Source organism: Shewanella metallivivens (assembly GCF_028750675.1).
GTDB lineage: Bacteria > Pseudomonadota > Gammaproteobacteria > Enterobacterales > Shewanellaceae > Shewanella > Shewanella metallivivens.
Window position 1 is genome coordinate 406,513 of sequence record NZ_JAQQPZ010000001.1, and the last position, 23,242, is coordinate 429,754.

Consider the following 23,242-nt stretch of genomic DNA (forward strand, 5'->3'; position numbering starts at 1 on the left):
TGTGTATTGAAACGCGAGTTAACGTCGTTGTTTATCAATATGTTGTTTGCGTTTTTTGAGCATTTTTTGTTGCACGGCCAAACTGGCTTTTACCAATTGTTCGATATCATCTTCAAGAATTTGGCTAAATTCAAGCTGGCAATGCCACTGAGCGTCTTGGTCATCGTCTTTGGCGATGGGGGTACATTGTGTGACTTGGCAAATGCACATTAAGGCGACCACTTCAGTATGTAAATAAATATGGGTTTTATGGTACTCCCCCACATTTAATGCAAATGAGCTGGTAATGCTAATGCCGCTGCCACCAAATTGATTGCCTTTTACTTTTTGGCCTTCTTGTACTTCTTTTTCAAGCACATGCTGTAATACTAAATCCACTTTACGTGATTGCAGCTTTAAAAAGTCCACGACGGCTTTGGCGTCATTATCTAAATTACGCAGTTGTAATAAGCAGTTGGCTTCAAGGCTTTTCACTTCGGTTAGCAATTTTAAGCCTACCGATTGCATGTCTTTTAGCTCATCTTCAGTGGGCAAACCTAAGGTTGCATCCCACGGTGAAAGGTATGCGTTGAAGTTATGAGGCACACTAAAATAAGAATTGCTGTCAGGTATCAAGGTTTGCCTCTTTATTTATCCCACTAATAGCCCTATTATCGTGCCCAACTTAATGATTTAGCAAGTCATACGCAATGGCTTGTTGGTTTCATCTACACAATTAGCTTGTTTGTCAGACTAATACGCTGTGATGAGCGCATAGGATTAGTATTTTTTTATGAATTTCGGATTTTCGTTTTTTATCGGCTACCGTTACTGGCGTGCACGAAAAGCCAATGCTTTTGCCTCTTTTATTACTTTTTTTGCTGTCTCAGGTATTTTTTTAGGGGTGGCGGCATTAATTGTGGTGAGTTCGGTGATGAACGGTCTCGAAGGACAGCTTAAAAATCGTATTTTGGGTGCGGTACCGCAACTCACTTTAGTCAACGAAGTCGGTTTTAATGACTGGCAATCGCTCACCCAACAGGTGTTAACTGACGCAAGCTTAAATCAGCATATCCGTGGTGTCGCTCCTAGTACCACGACACAAGCGATGATCCAGTCGAGCAAAAACATCAGCGCAGTGCAAGTGTATGGGGTTTACCCTGAGCTAGAGCAAACCTTATCCAGTATTGCCTCCCATACGTATTCAAATGCTTTTGAGCAGCTATCCGCCGGGGATTACAATATTGTGCTTGGTAGCGAACTTGCCCGTAAGCTTGGCGTGAACAGTGGTGATAAAATTCGTTTACTCAGCGGTGATGGTGTGGTGTATTCGCCTATGGGCCCAGTGCCAAGTCAGCGAAAATTTACTGTGGCTGGTATCTTTGAAATGGGCTCGCAAGTTGATGCCAGTGTCGCCTATGTACATTATCAAGATGCGCGTAAGTTGAAGCGTCAAAACAGTCAAGAGATTGATGCATTACGTGTGTATTTAGCCGACCCATTTAGTGCGCCACTCATTGCCCCAAAGATGGTGAGTGCCTTTGCTAAGCAAGGTGTTGAGATTAAAACCAGCGACTGGCGCCAAGAGTATGGCCATTTATTTTCTGCAGTGAAGATGGAAAAAAACATGATGTCGTTGATGCTCAGTTTAATCGTTGCCGTTGCGGCGTTTAACATGGTGTCGGCATTAGTTATGATGGTTGTGGATAAAACCACCGATGTTGCGGTATTAAAAACACAGGGTGTTACGACCTCATCAGTGATGGCCATCTTTATTGTGCAAGGGTTGCTGAATGCGTTACTGGGCTTGATTTTAGGTACCATTATCGGCATTGGCTTAACCTTAAATTTAAATAGCATTTTATCTGCGCTTGGCATTGCTATTTTAGGGGCAGGGCAAACCTTGCCGGTTGCATTGTCGATAACCCAATTGAGTTTTATTATTGCGGGCTCACTGTTAATTACCTTACTTGCCACCCTATACCCTGCGCTGTCCGCTGCTAGGGTTCAACCTGCAACTGCTTTGAGATACGAATAATGAGTCAAACACAAACCGCGTTATTACAAGTTAACCACGTCAGTAAGCAATATCATGATGGCGAAGTGATTACCCATGTGCTTTCTGGTGTGGATTTAACGGTGTACAAAGGTGAGCAATTAGCCATTGTCGGAAGCTCTGGTTCAGGTAAGAGTACGTTATTGCACATTATGGGGACCTTAGACACGCCTACATCGGGGGCAGTGTTATTAGATGGTGAAGATTTATATCAATTGTCCTCAGCTCGCCAAGCACAGGTCCGTAATCAGGATTTAGGTTTTATTTATCAATTTCATCATTTATTGCCTGAGTTTACCGCGTTAGAAAACGTAGCAATGCCGGCATTCATCCAGGGTAAAGATAAAAAGCAAACCTTGGCTGATGCACAAAAGCTGCTTGAACGCGTTGGGTTAGGGCATCGTGTTAATCATATTCCTGCGCAGTTGTCTGGCGGCGAACGTCAACGTGTGGCGATTGCACGTGCTTTGATTAACAAACCTAAGTTGGTGCTGGCTGATGAGCCTACAGGTAACTTAGATGCCAGCAGTGCTGATAATGTGTATGCAATGATCCGAGAATTGGCTCATCAATTTGACACCGCCTTTGTCGTGGTGACCCATGATTATAAATTAGCGGCTAAGATGGATCGTCAATTAACCATGAAAGATGGTGTGTTGCAAAGTGTTGAGGCAGGACAAACCGAATGAGTAAGTGGTTACCGTTAACCATTGGCTGGCGTTTTTTTCGCGCGAGGCAGTCAAATCGTTTTATTGGCTTTATTTCATTTGCTTCTACCGCGGGGATTGCGCTCGGTGTCGGAGTGTTGATTGTGTTGTTATCAACCATGAATGGGTTTGAAAAAGAGCTACAACAACGGTTACTCGGCGTGGCATCCCATGGCGAGCTTGTCGGTGTTAATGAACCGATAGCCGACTGGCAAGTGATTGCCAAAAGTGCACAAAATTTATCGCAAATCACCGGCGTGGCACCGTTTATTCGTTTGCAGGGGTTAGTGCAAAAGCCGGGTGGTTTTCAAGGATTAATGGTCAGCGGGATTGATATTAACCACGAAGCCGATGTGTCGACCATTAACCAATATATGTCAGCCGAGGCATGGCAATCGTTGCAGGGCAATCAAAATAACATCGTTTTAGGGCGGAGTTTAATTGAAAAGCTTGAACTTAAGGTTGGTGATACAGTGGCAATGTTTACCCCTGATGCCAATAACAGCCAATTAACGTCGGCTAAAAGTCATCGGTTTGTGGTGTCGGGTGTATACCATGTGGGCGGTGAAATTGAATCGACTCAGGCGTATGTGCCCATTGCTTATTTAGCTGACATTTTAGGTTTAGGTACAGGGGTGACTGGGGTGCGTATTCAAGTCGACAATGTACTCAATGCGGCTTCTGTCACCCGAGATTTAGGGTTTGCTCAGGAGCAATATTTGTACATTAATGATTGGACTCGTTCACAAGGGCATGTTTATCAAGACATTCAATTGGTTCGATTGGTCATGTACCTTGTATTGGCACTCGTGATTGCGGTGGCCTGTTTTAATATTGTGTCGACATTAGTGATGGCGGTGCGCGATAAGGCTTCTGAAATTGCCATTTTAATGACCATGGGCATAAGCCGCGGCGCAGTTATGTTGATTTTTATGCTGCAAGGGGCGTTAAACGGCATCATGGGCTGTACCATTGGCGGCATTATTGGGGTTATTTCTGCTTATAACTTAAGTGCTATCGCACAGGGGATAGAGCAGCTATTTGGTTTTCAGTTGTTGGCATCTGATATCTACTTTATCGACTTTTTACCCTCTGAATTACATACCCAAGATGTGGTCGTTGTGTTGGTTATCGGCTTGGTGATGAGCTTACTTGCCACGATTTATCCTGCTTGGAAAGCCACAAAAATAGCCCCAGCGACAGCATTAGCGGGTCGATAACGAGTGTAAACGTGATGGCATGTGAGCAATGTACCGACTCTATATTTAGACAAAAAATTGGTCGATGTCAGCGCTGTATGGTGCAATTGACTGTACTGAGCATACTGACTTGGCCAATTTGGTGGCGTTTTTTTGTAGACCAGCCTAAAACGGTTGAGTCTATTGCACTGCTGTTTTTTGCGATAAGTTTTACTGGCCTGCTTTGTTTGCATTTATTAGTGTGGTGTTATCGCAGACTTTATCAAAAATGAGACCAGCGCTTATAGCGGTTCAAGCTGCTTTTGCTGACCAAAGGTGTCGGCGTCGGTTCCACGTTTCCAATATCCTGTCGCACTGATTGCCCGCAGCGGCAACTGTTGCTGTTCGAGAAAATGCTGTTTAATTGTACGTACTTGTGACGCTTCCAAACCGATAAACACTTGTGTGTCTGCAGGGACGTTATCGAGCTGCATCACTTTTGCTAATAACCATTCATCTTGTTGTAAATCAGTGATATTAGGCGTTAATACTAACCAGTCGACTTTAATAAAGGGGTGCGATGCCAGTAAGGGCTTTTCTTGTTCACTGTGGGCTAGCATAATGACATGACCTGTTGCCGTTGCAGGTATGCGCTTAATTAACGCATTAACGGCATTGATTGAGGTTGAGTCGCCCAACAAGACATAATGCTTGGCGTCAAATTGGCTCATTTTTAATGGCCCAGGCCCAGCAATGGCCACCTTATCACCGACTTGAGCCGTGCTTGCCCAATCTGTTGCCGGTCCGCGATGTTTGTTTATGACAAAATCGAGACTCAGTAGGTCTTGCTCTGCGTCAAAGTCGCGAATGGTATAAGATCGCTTAAGTGCTGCATTAGGGCCACTGACTTGTGTGTTTAGTTCAACTTCACCCGCTTGAGGGATGAGCACTTTTACATAAGCACCTTGTTGATTGGCGGGGAAGTCAGCCAATGGCTCACCGCTTAATACAATACGGCGTAAGTATGGACTGATATCGTTAATATCACAGATGTGAGTCACTCTTACGATAGGTTTTTTGGTGCGAGGGGAATTCATATAGGCTACCTGTAAAATGGAGTTGCACATGCGGGTGGTTTAGATGATAATGTCTACTATAGTTGCGGTGGTTGACTAAGTCAACTACATTTGTGCGTTCAGTTGTCATTGTTCACTGAGATTGCACTAAGGAAGTTTTGTGTCTGAGAATATAAAAGAACCACTGTTTAATTTACTACACAGTATGAAGCGCTCATTACGCCAAGCTATAGAGGTCGGTGATTTAGGGATTACCCCGTTACATATGCGGGTACTTAAAATTATCTCTTTTTATAATCAGAAGGTCACTGCCAATGATATTGTGCAGAAAACCCTGATAGACAAAGCACAATTAGCGAGATTAATTAAAGAGCTTATTGGGTTAGGTTATGTGAGCAAACTCGATAATCCAAATGATAAGCGTAGTTATTACTTAGGTATTAGCGGTGAAGGTGAGCAGATCGTTAAGCAATTGAGCGTTGCTGAACATCGGGTTAACGAGATAATGAAAACTGGCTTAACCGAACAAGAAATTGCTGATTTTGCGCGTTTAGCAAAACAAATGGCGCATAATTTAAATCAACAAAATGAGTAACGATGTTAAGTCGTACACTGACAATCTAAAGGCCACTCTCAGTGGCCTTTTGATTACTTTTCAAAATGCGGCGAGTATTTATCCGCCTTTTCTTTGCTGCCATTTAAATAAAATCGAATAGCGCCACATACTTTTAATCACCACAAATCCTGCAATTGCAGACACGATACCTAATGCGATGCACCCCACTAAAAAGGGTGGGCCAATTGTCGATATTGATGCTTCAATCCATGTCCATGTTGCTTCAAAATGAAATGCCTGAGCTTTGTGGCCCAAGATCTTCGTGCCGATCAAATACGCGGCATAAAACATAATGGGCATTGTCAGGGGATTCGTTACCCACACGAGTGCGACAGCAACGGGTAAATTAACATTAAAAAGTATGGCTAAACCCGCAGCTAATACCATTTGAAATGGCATTGGAATCCATGCCACAAACAAACCTACCGCAAAAGCCCCTGGGGCTGATTTTCGATTTAATGCCCATAAATTGGGCTTATGCAACAAGGTGCCAAACATCCGTAAATACTTGTGGTCACGGAGTGTTTCGGGTTTTGGCATAAATCTTTGGATTATTTTTTTTGGCATATTTGTCGATTAATGTCTTAACTCATTCACTATGAATCGATTTATCTATGGCTTTTGTGCCTGTTCTTTATCAGCGATGTTATGGCCCTCGCTGGCACCCATCTGGTGTTTGCCTATCTTGTGCTTACTGGTGTTGTGTTGCCTTAAAAAAATCCCGTTTTTAGCTGGCGGTATCTTTGCCATTTTTTGGATTAGTCTGATTTTTCAGAGTCTTTACTTGCACCAAAATGCTGAAAAACCCGAGCTAATTCAATTTAAGGCGCAGATAGTATCACTTGTTAGCCAAAACAGCGACTGGATAAGTTTTGATGTGCGAGTTTTACCTCATCCACCGTATTCATCTTATTTTGAAGCAATGGCCTTACATAATGTGCAGCGATATTACCGATTAACGTGGCAAAAGCCAGCGAAAATTGAACCTGGGCAAATTTGGCAGTTTAGTGCCCGAATGAAAGGCATCAGCAGTATTCAAAATCAAGGTGGCTTTAATCAACAAAAGTACTTTATTAGTCAGCACATTATTGGTAAGGGGCGAGTTAAGCGGGCAGAGCTAATCAGCCATTCTACCCATTTAAGACAAGCGATTATTGATATTACCGTTCCGGTTTTAGCCAAACTAACAGAAGGCGATATTTTACGCGCGTTGATTTTTGGCGACAAAAGCCAATTAAGTGAGCAACGTTGGCAGCAATTACGGCAAACCGGTGCAGGGCATTTGGTGGCGATTTCAGGATTACATTTATCCGTCGTATTTGGCTTGTTTTATGGACTGTTAATGTTGCTGTCACGCTTGTTTGTTGCCACTCAGCATCGTGCATATGGCATAGGTATTATACTATTGGCTGCGGGGATTACCCTCGGCTACGGTTATTTGTCTGGCTTTGCCGTTGCTACTCAGCGTGCACTGTTAATGATGTTGCTATTAGTGACATTGACTGTCGTAAAGCAATATAGCAATAGCTGGGATCGCTTACTTTATGCATTATGTATCGTGTTATTGCTTGATCCATTTGCCATGTTAAGTGCGGGCTTTTGGTTATCATTTTTGGCATTAACAATTATATTGTTAGTCGTTAAACCTGAACCTATTGACGCCGAGCCCAACTTGACTCATCAACACGATACGGCACAATCCGTTTCAGTGTTTATTAGCACCAAACTTTATCGTTTTTATCAGCAAGCCATTCTCGCTGTCAAAGTATTGTGGTCTATTCAGTGGCGTTTAGCTATTGGCTTAGGATTATTGCAGGCAGTGTTGTTTGGCACCATGACACCTCACAGTATTTGGCTCAATTTATTGTTTGTACCTTGGTTTAGTGTGGTGGTGATCCCTGTGGTCATGTTAAGTTTTTGCCTGTGGTTAGCTACGTTTTGTCTTTTGCATTTATTAGCGTTATCACCAACGGTGATTAATGATATGGGCGAATTGATATTTTTTATCGCCAATATCAGTCTTGAGCCGTTTGTGTGGTTGCTTGCTTTAAGCGATGACTTGCCATTGAGTTTGGTGCAGATTAACGACCAGTGGTTAATGACGTTGTTGTTTTTATTACTGGCGTTTGCAGTAATGTATTATCGTCGCTACAACACCCGTTATGCTTCCTGGGGATGGTATGGCGTGGTGATGTTATTTTGCTTACCGCTTGTGTTACAAATCTACGATTTGAGTCGGCAAGCAATGCTAATCAGTCATAAGCCGAACGCTGCGCCACAATGGCAAATGCATGTGCTTGATGTTGCACAGGGCATGGCGGTGGTTCTGCAACGAGGTCAACATGGATTAATCTATGATACTGGTGCTGCATATGGCGACTTTAGTTATGCCGCTCGCGCCATTGTGCCTTTTATTACAGCCAAAGGAATAACCAGTCTCGATTACATTGTTGTGAGCCACGATGATAATGATCATGTGGGTGGTTTATCACTGTTATCTAAAACGTTTCCGAACAGTGGCATTATTGCTGATTTTAATGTTGAACCTTACGCCAAGCGTGCAGCCGACCAAACTTGTAGTGGTAAGCTAAGATGGCAAGGTATTGAGTTACACTTTATCGACAATACCTTGCACAGCGTTAATGACAATGATCAATCTTGTGTGGTGCGTTTATTTGATGGTTATAGTGCTGTGTTATTAACGGGTGATATTGAAGCGCCGCGTGAGCAAGCATTACTTAACGCTGATATAACGCTAGCTGCAGAGGTATTATTCGTTCCCCATCATGGGAGCCGAACGTCGTCTATTCCAACGTTTATTGCGGCGGTTCAGCCTCAAGTGGCAATCACCACTGCAGGTTTTGCTAATCAATATGGTTTCCCTAAAGAAGATGTCATGACACGATATCAAGATCGTGGCATCCAAACCCTACAAACCGGGCATCAAGGACAAATAAGCTTCATCTTCACAGAAAAAGGCTACAAAATAGCCACTTACCGTCAAGATTTAGCGCCATTTTGGTACAATCAATTGTTTAAATTTGGTGAGACACTTAAAGCAGAGTAGAATACGCCCCATGTTTGCTAGTTAAGTATTGGATTCAATGTCAGCATCAACTTCTAATGATAAGAATGAAATTTGGGTCGTTTTTAAACGTCTGATGACCTATGTCGTGCCTATGAAAGCCAAGTTTATTATGGCGGTACTTGCCTTACTGACTTATGGTGCGGTAGATGCCGCTTTTATTGCCTTTATTAAGCCTTTTATTGATGAGGGGTTTAGCCAAACCCCTTCGGTTGTCGCTGGCGTTGATGTGCCAACTCACGGTGGGTTTAATGCCGACAATAACATTATGTTTATGGCGCCCATTGTGGTCATTTTAATGTTCAGCCTTCGTGGTATCGCGAACTTTGTTTCTACTTATTGTGTGTCATTTATCAGTGCGCAATTAATCATGGATATGCGTCAGCAAGTCTTTGAGCATTATTTACGATTACCAGTCAGTTATATTGACCGTGAAAACAGTGGCAACCTGATCTCACGGGTCACCTTTGATACAGAGCAAATTGCGCGTGCGTCAGGCAGTGCGTTAATTTCAATTGTACGCGACAGTATGACTGCAATCGGCATGCTAGTCATTATGTTCTATTACTCGTGGCAGCTTTCATTGTGTATTTTGGTGATAGGCCCAATCATCGGGATTGTGATCAGTGTTGTCAGTCGTCGTTTTCGTAAAGTCTCTAAGCAAATTCAGTCGGCTATGGGCGGAGTCACGGCGACGACTGAGCAAATGATTAAAGGTCATAAAAACGTATTAGTGTTTGGTGGACAAAAAACCGAACTGGAGCGTTTTTATAAAGTAAACGATCGTAATCGTTATCAAAATATGAAGTTAGCTGTTGCTCAGTCTGTTAGCCAGCCACTGATTATGGTTATTGGCTCATTTGCGCTGGCATTTGTACTGTATGCCGCCACATGGGACAGCATGAAAACCGATTTAACCGCAGGTACCTTTGCCGCTATTTTGGGGGCGATGCTTGCCATGTTACAACCGATTAAAAACTTAACTCGTGTTAATGCTGAGTTTCAGCGTGGTATTGCGGCCTGTACAACGGTATTTGAATTACTCGACACTGCGCCAGAGACAGATAACGGTACGTTTACTGTTGATCGCGTACAAGGCAAACTTCGTTTTGATAACGTGACATTTTCATACCCTGAACAAGATAAAGCCGCACTTAATGGTATTGATTTTGAAGTTAAACCGGGTAAAACCGTGGCATTAGTGGGACGTTCTGGTTCGGGGAAATCAACCATTGCCAGCTTGATTACCCGTTTTTATTGTGGTTTAACTCAAGGTGATATCACCTTAGATGACACCAGTATTTATGATTATCAGCTTAAATCATTGCGTAATCAGGTGGCGTTAGTGTCACAACAAGTCACGTTATTTAACGACACCATTGCCAATAACATCGCCTATGCATATCCCGGTGAAGTGACCCGCGACCAAATTGTTAAGGCAGCAGAGCTTGCCTATGCAATGGAGTTTATTAATACCTTACCCGAGGGGTTAGAAACTCAAGTCGGCGAAAACGGTGTATTACTCTCAGGTGGTCAACGCCAACGTATTGCGATTGCAAGGGCCATGCTTCGTGATGCGCCAGTGCTCATTTTAGATGAAGCAACCTCTGCATTAGATACCGAGTCTGAAAAAGCCATCCAAAAAGGCTTAGATAATTTACGTCATAACCGCACCTCAATTGTGATTGCTCACCGCTTATCGACCATTGAAAGCGCCGATGAAATCTTAGTGATTGATCAGGGGCAAATTGTTGAGCGCGGTAATCATAGTGAGTTGATTGCGCAGGCGGGCATTTACGCTAATTTGTATAAGATGCAGTTTAGCCAGTAGGGCGTAGGTTATGCAGCAACTCATTCATCGCATTTGGTATCAAAACCATTGGGCTAAATGGTTATTATTGCCACTATCCTGGTTATTTGCTTTGTTATCGACAACTCGGCGACTGTTGTTTCGTTTCAATATTAAACACGCCAGCCATTTGCCTGTGCCTGTTATTGTGGTGGGTAATATTACTGCCGGTGGCAGTGGTAAAACCCCCACCGTCATATACCTTATTGAATTACTACGCCAGCAGGGGTATCGACCAGGAGTGATAAGTCGCGGCTATGGCGTGGATATTCAAGGGTGTTTAGTGGTCAGTACTGGTGCAAAGGCCAGTGATGTTGGCGATGAGCCAGCAATGATTGTGGCGCGCACGCAGGTACCTATGGTGGTGGGGGCTAAGCGAGTTGATGCAGCGAACTTTCTGCTGGCCAATTTTGATGTTGATGTGATTATTTGTGATGATGGCTTACAACATTATGCGTTAGCAAGAGATATTGAGATTGCATTAGTTGATGGCGACCGCCGTTATGGTAACCAATGGTTGCTGCCTGCAGGTCCTTTGCGGGAAGGGCTTTGGCGACTTAATAGTGTTGATTTTGTGATTAATAATGGCGGCCCAGTTCATACTAACGAGGTGTTGATGAGTTTAACGCCAGCACCGTTAGTTCAAGTTGATAATACATTGACAGAAAAGTTTGACTCACAAGACGCTATTGTTGCTATGGCTGCTATTGGCAATCCGCAACGTTTTTTCAATACAATGAGCCAATTAGGTTATAACATAGCGAACGCTGTAGAGTTTACCGACCACCAGGCATTTGAACCAATGCAATTGAAAGCGTTATCTCAAGGACATCCATTAGTGATGACAGAAAAAGATGCGGTTAAATGTCGCGATTTTGCCCAAAGTCACTGGTGGTATTTACCGGTAAATGCGAAGCTTACCCCAGAATTTGATCAAGCATTTTTGAGCCAACTGCAATTGGTGGCTCAAACTAAAAAAGGATTGTCTCATGGCATTTGATAAAAAATTACTCGAAATTGTGGCTTGCCCTGTATGTAAAGGTAAGTTGGAATATGACAAAGAAGCACAACAGTTAATTTGTAAATTTGATAAATTAGCTTATCCCATTACGGACGGTATTCCTGTGTTACTTGAAAATCGTGCCACACCATGGGTTGCTGAATAACCGTCATGTGGCCGATATGCTGTTAAATATAAAACGTCCTTTGGGCGTTTTTTTATGCCCGATGAACAGTAAAAAAGCTTATACCAATCAGCACAAAAATGTGAGCATGCTTAGTGGTTAACATCGCTTATAATCTCGTTAGAAATTTTGAGGGTAGAACAACTACCTCGCTGCAATTTCTGCCTTGTTCTAAGCGATTTTTCCTATGCAATCTCTGATCTCATATTTATTCTGATTGGTATTACAAAGTAGCAAGTTTTTTTATAACCGTTAATTGTTTAGTATTACCGTTAGAGTATGTTTTTAGACTGTAAATCTTGATAAAGAGTGTCTATCCATTTCTCTGCCGAAATAAACTGCCATCCCCAATCTTGATATTCTTGTGGCACACCTTGCTGTTTTATTTTAGCGAGGTCGTGTCCCATTTCAATTTCACCTCGCATCCAATTAATGCAGTCGTCGAGCATATGTTTAAATTTTAATAATTCGTTTCGAGTTGCAAGCTCACCATGTCCTGGGATCACCTGAGTGTTGTTGTCGAGTTTGTCTAATATGGCACTGACATTGTCGCGATACCCCATAACCGAACCGCCACCATTTAAGTCGATGTATGGGAAGCGGTCTTTAAAATACAAATCACCCATGTGGACAATATTGGCTTTTTGCCATATCACTACACTGTCGCCGTCGGTATGGCCTGGGCCAAGATGAATAACTTCTAACGTGTCTTGGTTAAAATGTATGGATATGTTTTCAGCATAGGTAATGACGGGTAAGGCTGATGCTGGTGTTTTACTGTTTTCACTTAAGCGCTTTAATACGTTGTGATGGGCAAGGATGGTGCCGGTCGCACCAAAATGTGCATTCCCCCCAGTGTGGTCACCATGGTAGTGAGTATTGACAATATATTTAGGGACGCCTGCTTGGATCTCATTTAAGGACGCTGAAATTTTACCCACTAATGGGGCAAATTGATCATCAATAATCAAAATACCGTCGCTACCTGCAGACACGCCAATATTACCGCCTGCGCCCATAAACATATAGGTATTGTCAGCGAGCTTTTTTGAGGTGATGTTGATATCGCTCATGCTGTCTTCGGCCATAATATTGCCACTGAGCGCTAATATGGCCAGTGTGCTGAATCCAATCAATTGAGTTTGAAATCTGTGTTTCATGTTTGTCCCTTTTTGCGCTGTTATACCTGCGATAAACTGCCGTTTAATACTGATACTCTGGCCTGTTAGATCACTTATAGGTGGCACATTTTTTATTAAAAAAATTATCGAGCCCAAGGTAACAGCTTTTGGGCAAAACGGTTGGCTAAACCTAATCTAATCGCTGCATTATGGCGCATTAAGTATAGTGCCTGGTAACACAATGGCACTAAATACAAACTGGTTACCGTTGAAAAGATGAGTCCACCAATAATGGCAATGGCCATTGGAGAGTAAGGTGGCCCACCACCGCCGATTTGGGTGTCACCCATAGCAAGTGGGACTAAACCTAGTACCGTTGTTGCCACTGTCATTAATACAGGACGCAAGCGGGTAATGCACACACGACTGATGGTTTCGCTCAGTTTATCCAACTCAGGTGTCATTTGGTTAATTTGATCCACTAATACAATACCGTTATTGACCACAATGCCCATTAAAATCAAGATACCAATCATCGCCATGACTGACATTGGGGTTCCTGTTAACCACAAGGCCCAAAATACGCCAGTGATTGAAAACATGATTGAGGTAATGATGGCAGTGGGAAGCAATAATGATTCAAATAATGCTGCCATCACGATATAAATCATTGCGATAGCCAATATCATGTTGACGGCCATGATGGACTGATCTTCATCTTGACGCTCAAAACCACCACGAAGTGAATAGCCATAACCGTAAGGAAAGTTGACTGAATCCATGACTTGGGTGATTTTTTTCTGTGCTTCCTCTGTGGTGAAATCATCTAAGTTGGCACCAATTGATAAGGCTGTTTGGCGGTTAAAGTGCCTGATGGTGTCAAAGCGAGGCAATATGGTTGCTTCGGCTAAACTGTCGAGAGTATAAACCCTATCACCTTGGCGGATAATCGGCAGTTGTTTTAGTTTCTCAAGTGAGTGTTGCCAACTTTTATCATACGCCAACTCGATACGAAGTTCGCCGCTTGGGTCATGCCTAAATGAGCGTAAAGGTGAGCCACGCAGGGCGATTGCAATGTTTGAAGCAATATCACTCAAGGTTAGATCAAGTCTTGCTGCCATTTCCCGGTTAATCACAATAACCACTTCTTGTTGAGCGCCATTAACCTCAGAGCGAACATCCACTAGGCCCTCAATATTACTTAACAATGGTACCACTTGCTCGCTAAGACGAATAAGCTCAGTGGTTGAGCGGCCAGTTAATGTCACTCGTATGCCATTATTTTCATTACCCCAACCAAATTGTGGTGTGGCGATTGAAAATTTAGGAAAACCCTCACGTATCATCTTTTTCAGTTCGCCCATTTCAATAGGAATATCTTTTTTTAACAAGATGGTCGATTGCGCATCTTGTGGCGCGTAATAACTGTATACCGCGTCGATATAAAAGGCTTCTTTATTGCTGTATAAATAGTCTTCCATACGATTAATCATCGCTTCGGTGACGGCAAGGTTATGGCGTCCTTCCAATTGATAATTGATGTATAAACGATCATTTCCTTCGCCGTCGCCTTGGTCTTGCTGCACTAGGCTTAATGGCAGTGCTGTTGAAATGAGTAGGGCGACAGCGATGACGCCAGAACGTTTTGGGCGGGCTAAAATCCAATTTAAACTACGGTGATAAAATTGCCCTAAACGGTTGTTGTCATTAACGGGTTTTATTTCAAAGTGAAAGCGATTCAGCATCAGTGGAATAAGGGTTTTCGCCACTAATAAAGAGGCTGCTAACGAGATACAAATAGCCACGGCTACGTGTTCTAAAAATATGGTGAGCTGTACTTTAACACCAAAAATATTCGGTAAAAAAACGATTGCCGTGGTGAGTGTGCCCGCCAATACTGCCAATGATACTTTTTCTACGCCTGTTAATACTGCGAGCTGGTTAGCTGTTATTTGGCAAGTATCATCGATATGTGCGGCTTGTTTTTCCTGCAGCACACTTTCGGTGACGACTACGGCATTATCAATCAGCATACCGACAGCTAATAACAGCCCCATCATGGATAAAATATTCAGGCTATAACCTAAAAAGTACATTCCAGCTAAGGTCATACATAGCGAAATAGGTACAGATGACACCACGACTAAAGTCATTTTTAGATTGCGTAAAAATAAATATAACACCCCAAATGATAATACCGCGCCCATTAAACCGGCAAGGAGTAAGTCTTTTAATGACGATTTAACACCAAAGGCTTGGTCTTCCATGATAAACAATTTAATACCGTTAAATTGCTGGTCTTGCTTAACCCGTTCGATAACGTTAAGCACGCGGTCTGATACTTCGACTAAGTTAGCACCAGACTCTTTAAATACATCAATGCCCACAGCATATTTTTGATCTAAATGGCGGCCTTCTACTTTTTCGGGCAATGCGTAACTGACTGTTGCGATATCTTGTAACTGAATACCTGGCACGATCACGAGTGTATTGATGTCGTCGAGACTGGTAAATTCTCCCTTAGGTGTGACCTGGAACACTTGTGATTGAGTGCGAATAGTGCCTGCGCTAATGACGAAGTTTTCCGTTAATAAGCGCGTGCGCAAATCAAGGCTATTTAGCCCTGTCGATACCAATTTGTCGGCATTCAGGCGAATTTCAATTTGCTTTTGTTCCACGCCATATAGCGTCACTTTTGATACGCCATCGACACGCTCGAGCGGTTTACGTAATTGTTTGTCGAGTAAATCAAAGGCGTTTGACAGTTCACGCTCACTTGAGATCCTAATCGTCAACACCGGCATATCGGCAGTCGAAAACTGTTGAATAATGACGCGCTCCACATCTCTTGGCAGTAAATGCCTCACCGAGTCTATTTTCTCGCGTGCTTCTAAGCTTTTTGTGGCAACTTCTTCGCCCCATTTCATGTTTAGTTGAATAAAAGCGCCGTCTTGGGTTGAATCAGAACGAACCTCTTCAATACCGCTCATGGTCGCCAGTGACTCCTCCAACACTTTAGTGATGTCACGCTCAACTTCAGCAGGGCTTGAACCTTTGTAGGGCACATTAACGACAATTTGCGGAATATCAATGCCCGGAAACATCTCTAGCGGCAGCATGCGGCTCGCAGCCATGCCAAATAACATAATAGCTAAGAAAAACATGCTGGTGGTGACCGGGCGTTTTATCGCTAATTGAGTGATATTCATGCTGGTGTCTCCGCAGTATTGCTCTGGACATCTTTGGCATCATATTGCTTGCGGTCAAATAGGGCATACAATGCTGGAATGACCAATAATGTCAGTAGTGTAGACATACAAAGACCAAAAATTACGGTAATAGCCATCGGCGCCCGCACCTCACTGCCATCACCCATGCCAATGGCCATGGGTAATAAGCCCAAGGTGGTGGTTAGGGTGGTCATCATGATTGGGCGAAGACGAGATTGCGCGGCATCATTAATGGCGCTCAGTTTTTCTTGTCCTTGTTGACGCAGTTGATTAATTCGGTCAACCAGTACAATGGCATTATTCACCACAATCCCGGCCAACATAATTAGGCCAATGAACACCACAACACTGATGTGGGTACCGGTAATGAATAACCCGACGATACTGCCAGCAACTGCCATCGGCACCGCAATAAGAATTAATAACGGATGCAGTAGCGATTCAAACTGGCTTGCCATCACCAAGTAAACTAAAAAGATAGCCAATACTAGTGCGATGTTAAGCGACTCAAATGAGTGCTCCATTTCTTCATTTTGTCCACCAAAACGGGCTTGAATAGAGCTTGGTAGCTGTTGTTTTGCCAATATTTCTTGTGCTTTAAGTACCGCTTCAGTTAAATCGCCATAGGCTAAGTTTGATGACACAATTGCCACCCGTTGTTGGCTAATACGGTTAATGGCTGAAGGGCCAATTTGCAGGTGCACCGCAGCTATGGCACTTAATGGAATGGGTTGGCTGCTATTAGGATTAATAATTAACGATTCGATGTCGCTTATTTGATCGCGCTCGGCTTGTTCGCTGCGCACTAAAATATCGACTTTACGGTCGCGTACCGTAAATTGACTGGCAATGGTGCCGCCGACTCGCTGAGCGATACGATTTGCTACCGTTGGCGCATCCATGCCTAGAGCGGCTAAGCGGGCATGATCAAAGCGAATGCTGATTTCGGGTTGGCCATCGCGCAACGTAGTATTGATGTCGCTAAAACGATCATTGTCTCCTAAGGCCTTGACCAATTGGTCGGCGCTTTGTTTCAGTAAAGTTAAGTCATAGCCTGATAGCTCAATTTCGAGTGGGGTTTTAAAACTAAATAGTTCAGGGTGTTCTATTTGAGCTTCAAGCTCAGGGATGTTGCGAGCGGTTTGACGTAGCACTTGGCTAACGGCATTAAAGGCTAAATGATCGGCCAATACCACTTGCAATCTGCCCCAGTTTTCACCGCCACGCGCAGTGTCTGAGGTCATTAAACCGCCACTGCCTGCTTGGCTATAGGCACGTTTTACATCATCACGGTCTTTAATTGATAATGCCAATTGTTGTAATACTGCATCCGTTTCAGTTACTTCGGTGCCAGGGGGTAATAATATTTCCACATAAAATTCCCCTTGGTTCATTGGTGGAATAAGCTCCATCCCGAGTTTAGGCAGTAAACTGCTCGAAGCTAATGTCACTATTAACGCAATCACTAAGGTCAGCACCTGATGACGTAATGCATGGCGCAGTATGCGGTAATACGTTGCTTCTACACGTCGATAAACCCAGTTAAAACTCGCGCAAATGGGAGTAAATAAAAAACCAAGTACACTGCTGATAAAGCGGCTGGAGACGATAATAGCAGTGAGTAAACCTGCAGGTAAGTAGCTAAATAATAACGTAAACGGGAATTTAATTACTGTCACTAGGTAGTAAACGATTTTACCTCTGGTATTAGTGGGCTTTACCACTTTTGGCGAGACAACGGGGTCCGGAAGACTCGTAAATCCTTGGCGAGAGGCCAGCATTGGGATTGCCGTTAACGCAACAAATAATGAAGCGAGTAGTGCAAACGTAACCGTTAACGCTTGGTCTGCAAATAATGCTCCGGCAATGCCGTCGACAAACACTAAGGGTAAAAACACCGCTAATGTGGTTAAGGTTGAGGCAAAAATAGCGCCTGCGACTTCTTTACAGCCTGTCACTGACGCATCAATCTTACTCATTCCTGCTGATTTATAACGGTCAATATTTTCCAATACCACAATGGCGTTATCCACCAATAAACCGATGGCCAGCGCAATGCCGCCCAGTGACATAATGTTTAAGCTGATGTCGGCAAAATACATCATATTAAAGGTGGCAATCACCGAAAATGGAATTGAAATAGAGATAATCAAAGTAGCAATAATATCGCGCAAAAACAGATATATAACTAACATCGCTAATAAGCTACCAAATAGGGCTGCGGAGGTTACTTCATTAACTGCGCTTTCAATAAATTCAGACTGATCGTAAATGACGTTAAGCCGGTTTTTAGTGTTAACTTGATTGATGTTTGCCAGCTCTGCGTGGAGTTTTTTTGCGACCGCAACCGTATTGGCATCACCTTCTTTATAAATGGCTAACTCAATGGACTCTGTCTCACCAATCCGCGTGATATCGCTGCGCTCTTTATAGGCATCGGATATGACAGCAATATCAGACAGTCTCACGAGGGTTTGCTCGTTACGATAAACAATGACTTGGCCAAGTTCTTCGAGTGAGTTGAATTGATTTAAGGTTCTGACTAAGTATTCTTTGTCACCTTGTATCACTTTGCCTGCAGATAAATTGATGTTTTCTTCATTAATGCGACGTTTAATTTGGTCTGCATTAAGGTTCAATTGACTGAGTTTTTGTTGATTAAGCTCAATATGTACTTCTTGCTCGAGTCCACCCGATAACCTTACCGCAGCAACGCCCGACAATGCCTCAAGGCGACGCTTAAGTTCTTCATCTGCAAAAGTACGCATTTGTTTAAGTTGCTCTGCATCGGCGTTGGGTACTGAAAATGCTAAGCGCATAATGGGATCAAGGTTTGGGTTAAAGCGTAATAACAGTGGCTTATTAATATCTAACGGGAGCTCAATGGTATCAATTTTTTCACGTACTTCTAAACTTGCCATGTCCATGTTGGTGCCCCATTCGAACTCGAGCACCACATCGGACATGCCTGAGCGTGAAATAGAACTAATTTTACGCAAGCCTTTAACCACACCGACTGCTTCTTCTATGGGTTTGGAGACAAGTTGTTCAATTTCAACCGGCGCAGCGCCATCGTATGCGGTGCGAATGGTCACGCTCGGGTAACTTAAATCGGGTAACAGTTTGACGGCAAGGCGAGAAAATCCCACCATACCAAATAGCATTACGGCAAGCATGAACATCCACACCGTAACGGGACGCTTAACTGAGGTATTTATCATTGACATGATCTTGCTCCGTTATCGAATGGCTGCAAAGCTAAGCGGGGTAATGATTTCTACCAATGATTGGTCTTTAAGGTTTTGTTGGCCACGAATGACAATTTGTTCGCCTGCACTCACACCCGACACGATCTCAACCGTGTTGTTTTCTCGATAGCCAAGGCTCACTTCTCTGCGTTCAGCTTTGGCATCTTTGACCACATAGAGTGCTTGAGTATTATCTTGATTAATCAGGGCATTATAAGGAACAGTTAACACATCTTGATGGGTGTCGTATTTAAGCTCCACTCGAGTAAACATACCTGCTTTTAAGGCCGCATTTTGGTTGGGGACCGCTAATGTCACCTTAAATGTGCCGCTTTGGGCATCAACAATTGGACTGATACGCAATACTTTTGCGTCAATGGCAGCTGTGTGGTTGGATTGTTGTTGAATAATACTGGCATGTTGGCCAATGCGTAAGCTGGCTAGCTGTTGCTCTGGTAAATGTAAAATCCCATGAAGCTGATCTTGATTGACCACATAAAATAGCTCTTGAAACTCTTTAGCCATATTGCCTAATTTGATATGACGTGCAGCAATCACACCATCGATAGGCGAGGTGATGAGGCTTTCTTTAACTTGGAGTTCGGCGAGATCGCGTTGTGCTTTTGCTGCTTGTAGATTAAATTCAAGTTTAGCCAAGGCATCTTGGCTAATAAACTCTTTATTGGTCATTTTATTTAAACGGTTTAGCTCTTGTTCAATGATTTGCACTTCGGCTTCAGAACGATTGAAATCGTAACGTTGGCGTTTTGCGTCAATTACCGCAAGCACTTGCCCTTTGGTGACTCTATCACCTTCTTCCACATTAATGAGTTCAACGATGCCTGCAATTCTGCTCATCACATGTGATTCTTCTGGCGCTTCGAGTGTGGCAGTTGTGCTATAAAATGACGATACATTACCTGTCTCAACCAATGCCGTTTCTACCGGTATAGCAAATTTTTCTTCTTCTTTTGTTTGTTCTGCTTCACCCGAGCATGCACTTAATGTTGCAATGCAAAGTAATGGGATTGCCAATTTTTTCATGCTGTTAAACCTATCCATGAGGTACCTGCCAGTGTTATATTTTTGAAATCAATGACCGTGATGTATGATGCTTTGCATAGATTAATAGGCATCACGTTATCATGTGTAATCAATGTTAATGAATAACCAGTAAGCACTTAACGTGCCAAATTTAAAAGATTCTATTTAACAATAGCTTACTTATTTGGCTTGATAAGGTTAGCTAAACTGACAATGTTAAAATAGTTAAAATAATTAACTATTAGTGAAATTGGTTAATGTATAGATGGCGTCTAATGTGGCGTCCGAAGTAAACATTCAATAAGGAAATAATAATGAGAACAACATGGTTAGTTGTCGCGGCATCTGCATTGATGCTGACATCGTGCAGTTCACTCGTCAGTCAACAAACGGGTAAACAATCAGTTTCGAGTAGTTTGATGACGTTTTTGTACCCAGAGCAAACCGCTAAAGCTCCCCATACTCCTGAGATTCCACTATTAAGTTTACCTGTTAACGTTGGGATTGCTTTTGTCCCGTCAACCGGTTGGAAAGGTAATGCCATTCATAATAAAGATCAGTATGAATTGCTCGAAAAAGTCAAAGCATCGTTTGTGCAATATGATTATATCGATCGCATTGAGGTTATCCCCAGCACATATCTGGCTGGTGGTGAAGGATTTAGTACATTAGAGCAAGTTGGACGCTTATACGATGTCGATGTGATGGCATTAGTGTCGTATGATCAAGTGACTAAATCAGTAGAAAATAATGCTGCATTACTATACTGGACGATTGTTGGGATGTACGTCATCCCGGGTAATGAAAACACGGTGCAAACCTTTGTTGATACTGCGGTGTTCGATATAAAAAGCCGAAAAATGTTATTTAGAGCTCCTGGAATAAGTAAGTTGGCGCAACGAACCACCGCGATTGGGGTTGATGAAACCTTATCTGAGAAGTCTATGCAAGGATTTGATTTAGCCGTAACGGACATGACTAAAAACCTAGGTGATGAATTGGCACGCTTTAAAACAAGAGTGAAAGAAGAGAAAATTGCTAAAGTCGAACATAAGGCTAACTACAGTGGTGGGGCGATAACTCCCATTAGTTTGTTAATGCTATTTGTGATGGCGATGGGAAGGGTGAGAACAACCGCTAAATAACACGATAAAATAGTATAAAAAAAGCGCCTTTCGGCGCTTTTTTGCAACTAATCAAAAGATTAGCGCTTATCAACACTCACAAATTCACGCGCTGACTCACCAGTGTATAACTGACGTGGACGGCTGATTTTGTGGCCAGGTTGATCTAACATTTCTTTCCAGTGAGAAATCCAACCAACAGTACGTGACAATGCAAATAGCACAGTGAACATACTGGTAGGGATACCAATGGCTTTCATGATGATACCAGAGTAGAAATCGACGTTCGGGTATAGTTTCTTAGAGATGAAGTATTCATCTTCTAGGGCAATACGCTCAAGTTCCATTGCTACGTCTAATAACGGATCAACCACTTTAAGTTCTTTAAGGACTTCATGACAGGTTTCACGCATGACTTTAGCGCGAGGGTCGAAGTTCTTGTAAACACGGTGACCAAAGCCCATTAGGCGGAATGGATCGTTTTTGTCTTTCGCTTTCTCGATAAACTCAGGAATGCGATCAACGCTGCCAATTTCTTCTAGCATCTGTAGACACGCTTCGTTAGCACCGCCATGAGCAGGCCCCCATAACGAAGCAATACCTGCAGCAATACATGCAAATGGGTTTGCACCTGAAGAACCCGCTAAACGAACTGTAGATGTAGATGCATTTTGCTCATGATCAGCATGCAATACAAAAATACGGTCCATTGCTTGTTCTACAACAGGATTAACTTTGTACTCTTCACACGGAGTAGCAAACATCATTGACAAGAAGTTACCCGCATAACTTAAATCGTTACGTGGATAAATAAACGGTTGTCCCATTGAGTACTTGTAGCACATCGCTGCAATTGTCGGCATTTTCGACACTAAGCGGTAAGCTGCAATTTCACGATGCTTAGGATTGTTCACATCAAGAGAGTCTTGATAGAAAGCAGATAATGCACCTGTTACACCACATAGCATTGCCATTGGGTGTGCGTCACGACGGAAGCCTCTGAAGAAGAATTCAATTTGCTCATGTACCATAGTGTGTTGTTTCACTGTGGTCACAAATTGTTCGTAATCAGTTTTAGACGGTAACTCACCGTATAGAAGCAAGTAGCATAAATCGAGATAAGTCGATTCAGTTGCAAGCTCGTCAATGGCATAACCACGATGTAACAAGATACCTTGCTCACCATCGATATACGTAATTGCTGACTCACAAGATGCAGTAGCTAGAAAGCCTGGATCAAAGGTGAAATAACCTTTTTTCCCCAGTGTACTGATGTCGATAACGTCAAAACCTTCAGTACCTTTCTTAATCGGTAGGTCGATTGAATCGTTTCCTGGTAACTCTAATTTGGCTATATTATCAGCCATACCCCGTTCTCCTTACTTCATTCTTTTCTATGAGTGCGGCATGTTAAGCGGACATTACTGTACAGCGAATGTGGATCACAGATCAATTTAAATAAGCGTTTAAATTTGTTAGACCATGGTATATATCGGCGCAAAACCGCTCTGTGCTTGCATTAGAATAAAAAATTAATAAAAAAACTAATTTTGCATAATGTGAGGTTTGTATTTGACAATTCGCGCGAGTATACTTGCCTGCGTCCCTAAGGGAGACCAACATCACAGTTTAGTCATCATGAATTTACGAGCTAAATAGTGATTTCTCAACTGATTAACGATGTATGAGAGTAGTCTGTTTTTTGTTTAATCGTGTTATGCCGAATGTCGACATTGTCCATTAAG

At 42.8% G+C, this 23,242-nt stretch carries 18 protein-coding genes; 10 read left to right on the plus strand and 8 right to left on the minus strand.

What is annotated here, in order from left to right; translation table 11 throughout:
- Positions 1 to 18 precede the first annotated feature (18 nt).
- Entirely contained in the window at positions 19 to 615 is a 597-nt protein-coding gene (locus tag PQR79_RS01700) for a hypothetical protein (RefSeq protein WP_238103423.1), read from the minus strand.
- A 157-nt stretch (positions 616 to 772) separates the two neighbouring features.
- On the opposite strand from PQR79_RS01700, the gene PQR79_RS01705 reads away from it, so the two are divergent.
- From PQR79_RS01705 to PQR79_RS01720, 4 genes are read left to right on the plus strand one after another with little or no spacing between them, the layout of a single operon-like run.
- Positions 773 to 2,017 carry a lipoprotein-releasing ABC transporter permease subunit gene (locus tag PQR79_RS01705; RefSeq protein ID WP_238103424.1) on the plus strand — a complete coding sequence of 415 codons (1,245 nt, stop codon included), beginning with the start codon at positions 773 to 775 and terminating at the stop codon, positions 2,015 to 2,017.
- Positions 2,017 to 2,724 (plus strand): lipoprotein-releasing ABC transporter ATP-binding protein LolD, encoded by a 708-nt coding sequence (gene lolD / locus PQR79_RS01710; RefSeq protein ID WP_238103425.1) that lies wholly within the window; start codon positions 2,017 to 2,019, stop codon positions 2,722 to 2,724. Before PQR79_RS01705 ends, lolD begins: the two co-directional genes overlap by 1 nt.
- Complete coding sequence (lolE, locus tag PQR79_RS01715) at positions 2,721 to 3,962, plus strand: lipoprotein-releasing ABC transporter permease subunit LolE (RefSeq protein ID WP_238103426.1); 1,242 nt, start codon at positions 2,721 to 2,723, stop codon at positions 3,960 to 3,962. The genes lolD and lolE overlap by 4 nt, the downstream gene beginning before the upstream one ends.
- Before the next feature lie 14 nt (positions 3,963 to 3,976).
- Positions 3,977 to 4,213, plus strand: coding sequence for a DUF3624 domain-containing protein (locus tag PQR79_RS01720; RefSeq protein WP_238104160.1), 237 nt, complete (start codon positions 3,977 to 3,979; stop codon positions 4,211 to 4,213).
- A 9-nt stretch (positions 4,214 to 4,222) separates the two neighbouring features.
- Here PQR79_RS01720 and PQR79_RS01725 read toward each other — a convergent pair whose 3' ends face one another.
- On the minus strand, positions 4,223 to 5,017 hold the full coding sequence (locus tag PQR79_RS01725) for a siderophore-interacting protein (RefSeq protein WP_238103427.1): 795 nt from the start codon (positions 5,015 to 5,017) through the stop codon (positions 4,223 to 4,225).
- A 139-nt stretch (positions 5,018 to 5,156) separates the two neighbouring features.
- On the opposite strand from PQR79_RS01725, the gene PQR79_RS01730 reads away from it, so the two are divergent.
- Entirely contained in the window at positions 5,157 to 5,591 is a 435-nt protein-coding gene (locus PQR79_RS01730; RefSeq protein WP_238103428.1) for a MarR family winged helix-turn-helix transcriptional regulator, read from the plus strand.
- Positions 5,592 to 5,669: 78 nt separating this feature from the next.
- Here PQR79_RS01730 and PQR79_RS01735 read toward each other — a convergent pair whose 3' ends face one another.
- Positions 5,670 to 6,179, minus strand: coding sequence for a DUF2062 domain-containing protein (locus PQR79_RS01735; RefSeq protein WP_238103431.1), 510 nt, complete (start codon positions 6,177 to 6,179; stop codon positions 5,670 to 5,672).
- A 76-nt stretch (positions 6,180 to 6,255) separates the two neighbouring features.
- On the opposite strand from PQR79_RS01735, the gene PQR79_RS01740 reads away from it, so the two are divergent.
- From PQR79_RS01740 to PQR79_RS01755, 4 genes are read left to right on the plus strand one after another with little or no spacing between them, the layout of a single operon-like run.
- Positions 6,256 to 8,679: a DNA internalization-related competence protein ComEC/Rec2 gene (locus PQR79_RS01740; RefSeq protein WP_238104161.1), complete on the plus strand. Its 2,424-nt coding sequence runs from the start codon at positions 6,256 to 6,258 to the stop codon at positions 8,677 to 8,679.
- 37 nt (positions 8,680 to 8,716) lie between these two features.
- Positions 8,717 to 10,528 carry a lipid A export permease/ATP-binding protein MsbA gene (gene msbA / locus PQR79_RS01745; RefSeq protein ID WP_238103433.1) on the plus strand — a complete coding sequence of 604 codons (1,812 nt, stop codon included), beginning with the start codon at positions 8,717 to 8,719 and terminating at the stop codon, positions 10,526 to 10,528.
- Positions 10,529 to 10,538: 10 nt separating this feature from the next.
- Positions 10,539 to 11,546 carry a tetraacyldisaccharide 4'-kinase gene (gene lpxK / locus PQR79_RS01750; protein WP_238103434.1) on the plus strand — a complete coding sequence of 336 codons (1,008 nt, stop codon included), beginning with the start codon at positions 10,539 to 10,541 and terminating at the stop codon, positions 11,544 to 11,546.
- Positions 11,536 to 11,712: a Trm112 family protein gene (locus tag PQR79_RS01755; protein WP_238103435.1), complete on the plus strand. Its 177-nt coding sequence runs from the start codon at positions 11,536 to 11,538 to the stop codon at positions 11,710 to 11,712. The genes lpxK and PQR79_RS01755 overlap by 11 nt, the downstream gene beginning before the upstream one ends.
- Positions 11,713 to 12,002: 290 nt before the next feature.
- Here PQR79_RS01755 and PQR79_RS01760 read toward each other — a convergent pair whose 3' ends face one another.
- The 4 genes from PQR79_RS01760 to PQR79_RS01775 all read right to left on the minus strand — a co-directional run bounded on the left by PQR79_RS01760 (position 12,003) and on the right by PQR79_RS01775 (position 20,391).
- Positions 12,003 to 12,890, minus strand: a complete 888-nt coding sequence (locus tag PQR79_RS01760; RefSeq protein ID WP_238103436.1) for an MBL fold metallo-hydrolase — start codon at positions 12,888 to 12,890, stop codon at positions 12,003 to 12,005.
- 104 nt (positions 12,891 to 12,994) lie between these two features.
- Positions 12,995 to 16,060: an efflux RND transporter permease subunit gene (locus tag PQR79_RS01765; protein ID WP_238103437.1), complete on the minus strand. Its 3,066-nt coding sequence runs from the start codon at positions 16,058 to 16,060 to the stop codon at positions 12,995 to 12,997.
- The gene (locus PQR79_RS01770) at positions 16,057 to 19,308 is read right to left on the minus strand and encodes an efflux RND transporter permease subunit (protein WP_238103438.1); all 3,252 of its coding nucleotides are present in this window, start codon (positions 19,306 to 19,308) and stop codon (positions 16,057 to 16,059) included. Before PQR79_RS01770 ends, PQR79_RS01765 begins: the two co-directional genes overlap by 4 nt.
- A 12-nt stretch (positions 19,309 to 19,320) precedes the next feature.
- Complete coding sequence (locus PQR79_RS01775) at positions 19,321 to 20,391, minus strand: efflux RND transporter periplasmic adaptor subunit (protein WP_238103439.1); 1,071 nt, start codon at positions 20,389 to 20,391, stop codon at positions 19,321 to 19,323.
- A 296-nt stretch (positions 20,392 to 20,687) separates the two neighbouring features.
- Here PQR79_RS01775 and rhlP point away from each other — a divergent pair, with 296 nt between their 5' ends.
- Entirely contained in the window at positions 20,688 to 21,518 is an 831-nt protein-coding gene (gene rhlP, locus PQR79_RS01780; RefSeq protein WP_238103440.1) for a rhombotarget lipoprotein, read from the plus strand.
- Between the two features lie 59 nt (positions 21,519 to 21,577).
- Here rhlP and PQR79_RS01785 read toward each other — a convergent pair whose 3' ends face one another.
- The gene (locus tag PQR79_RS01785; RefSeq protein ID WP_238103442.1) at positions 21,578 to 22,864 is read right to left on the minus strand and encodes a citrate synthase; all 1,287 of its coding nucleotides are present in this window, start codon (positions 22,862 to 22,864) and stop codon (positions 21,578 to 21,580) included.
- Positions 22,865 to 23,242: the final 378 nt, after the last annotated feature.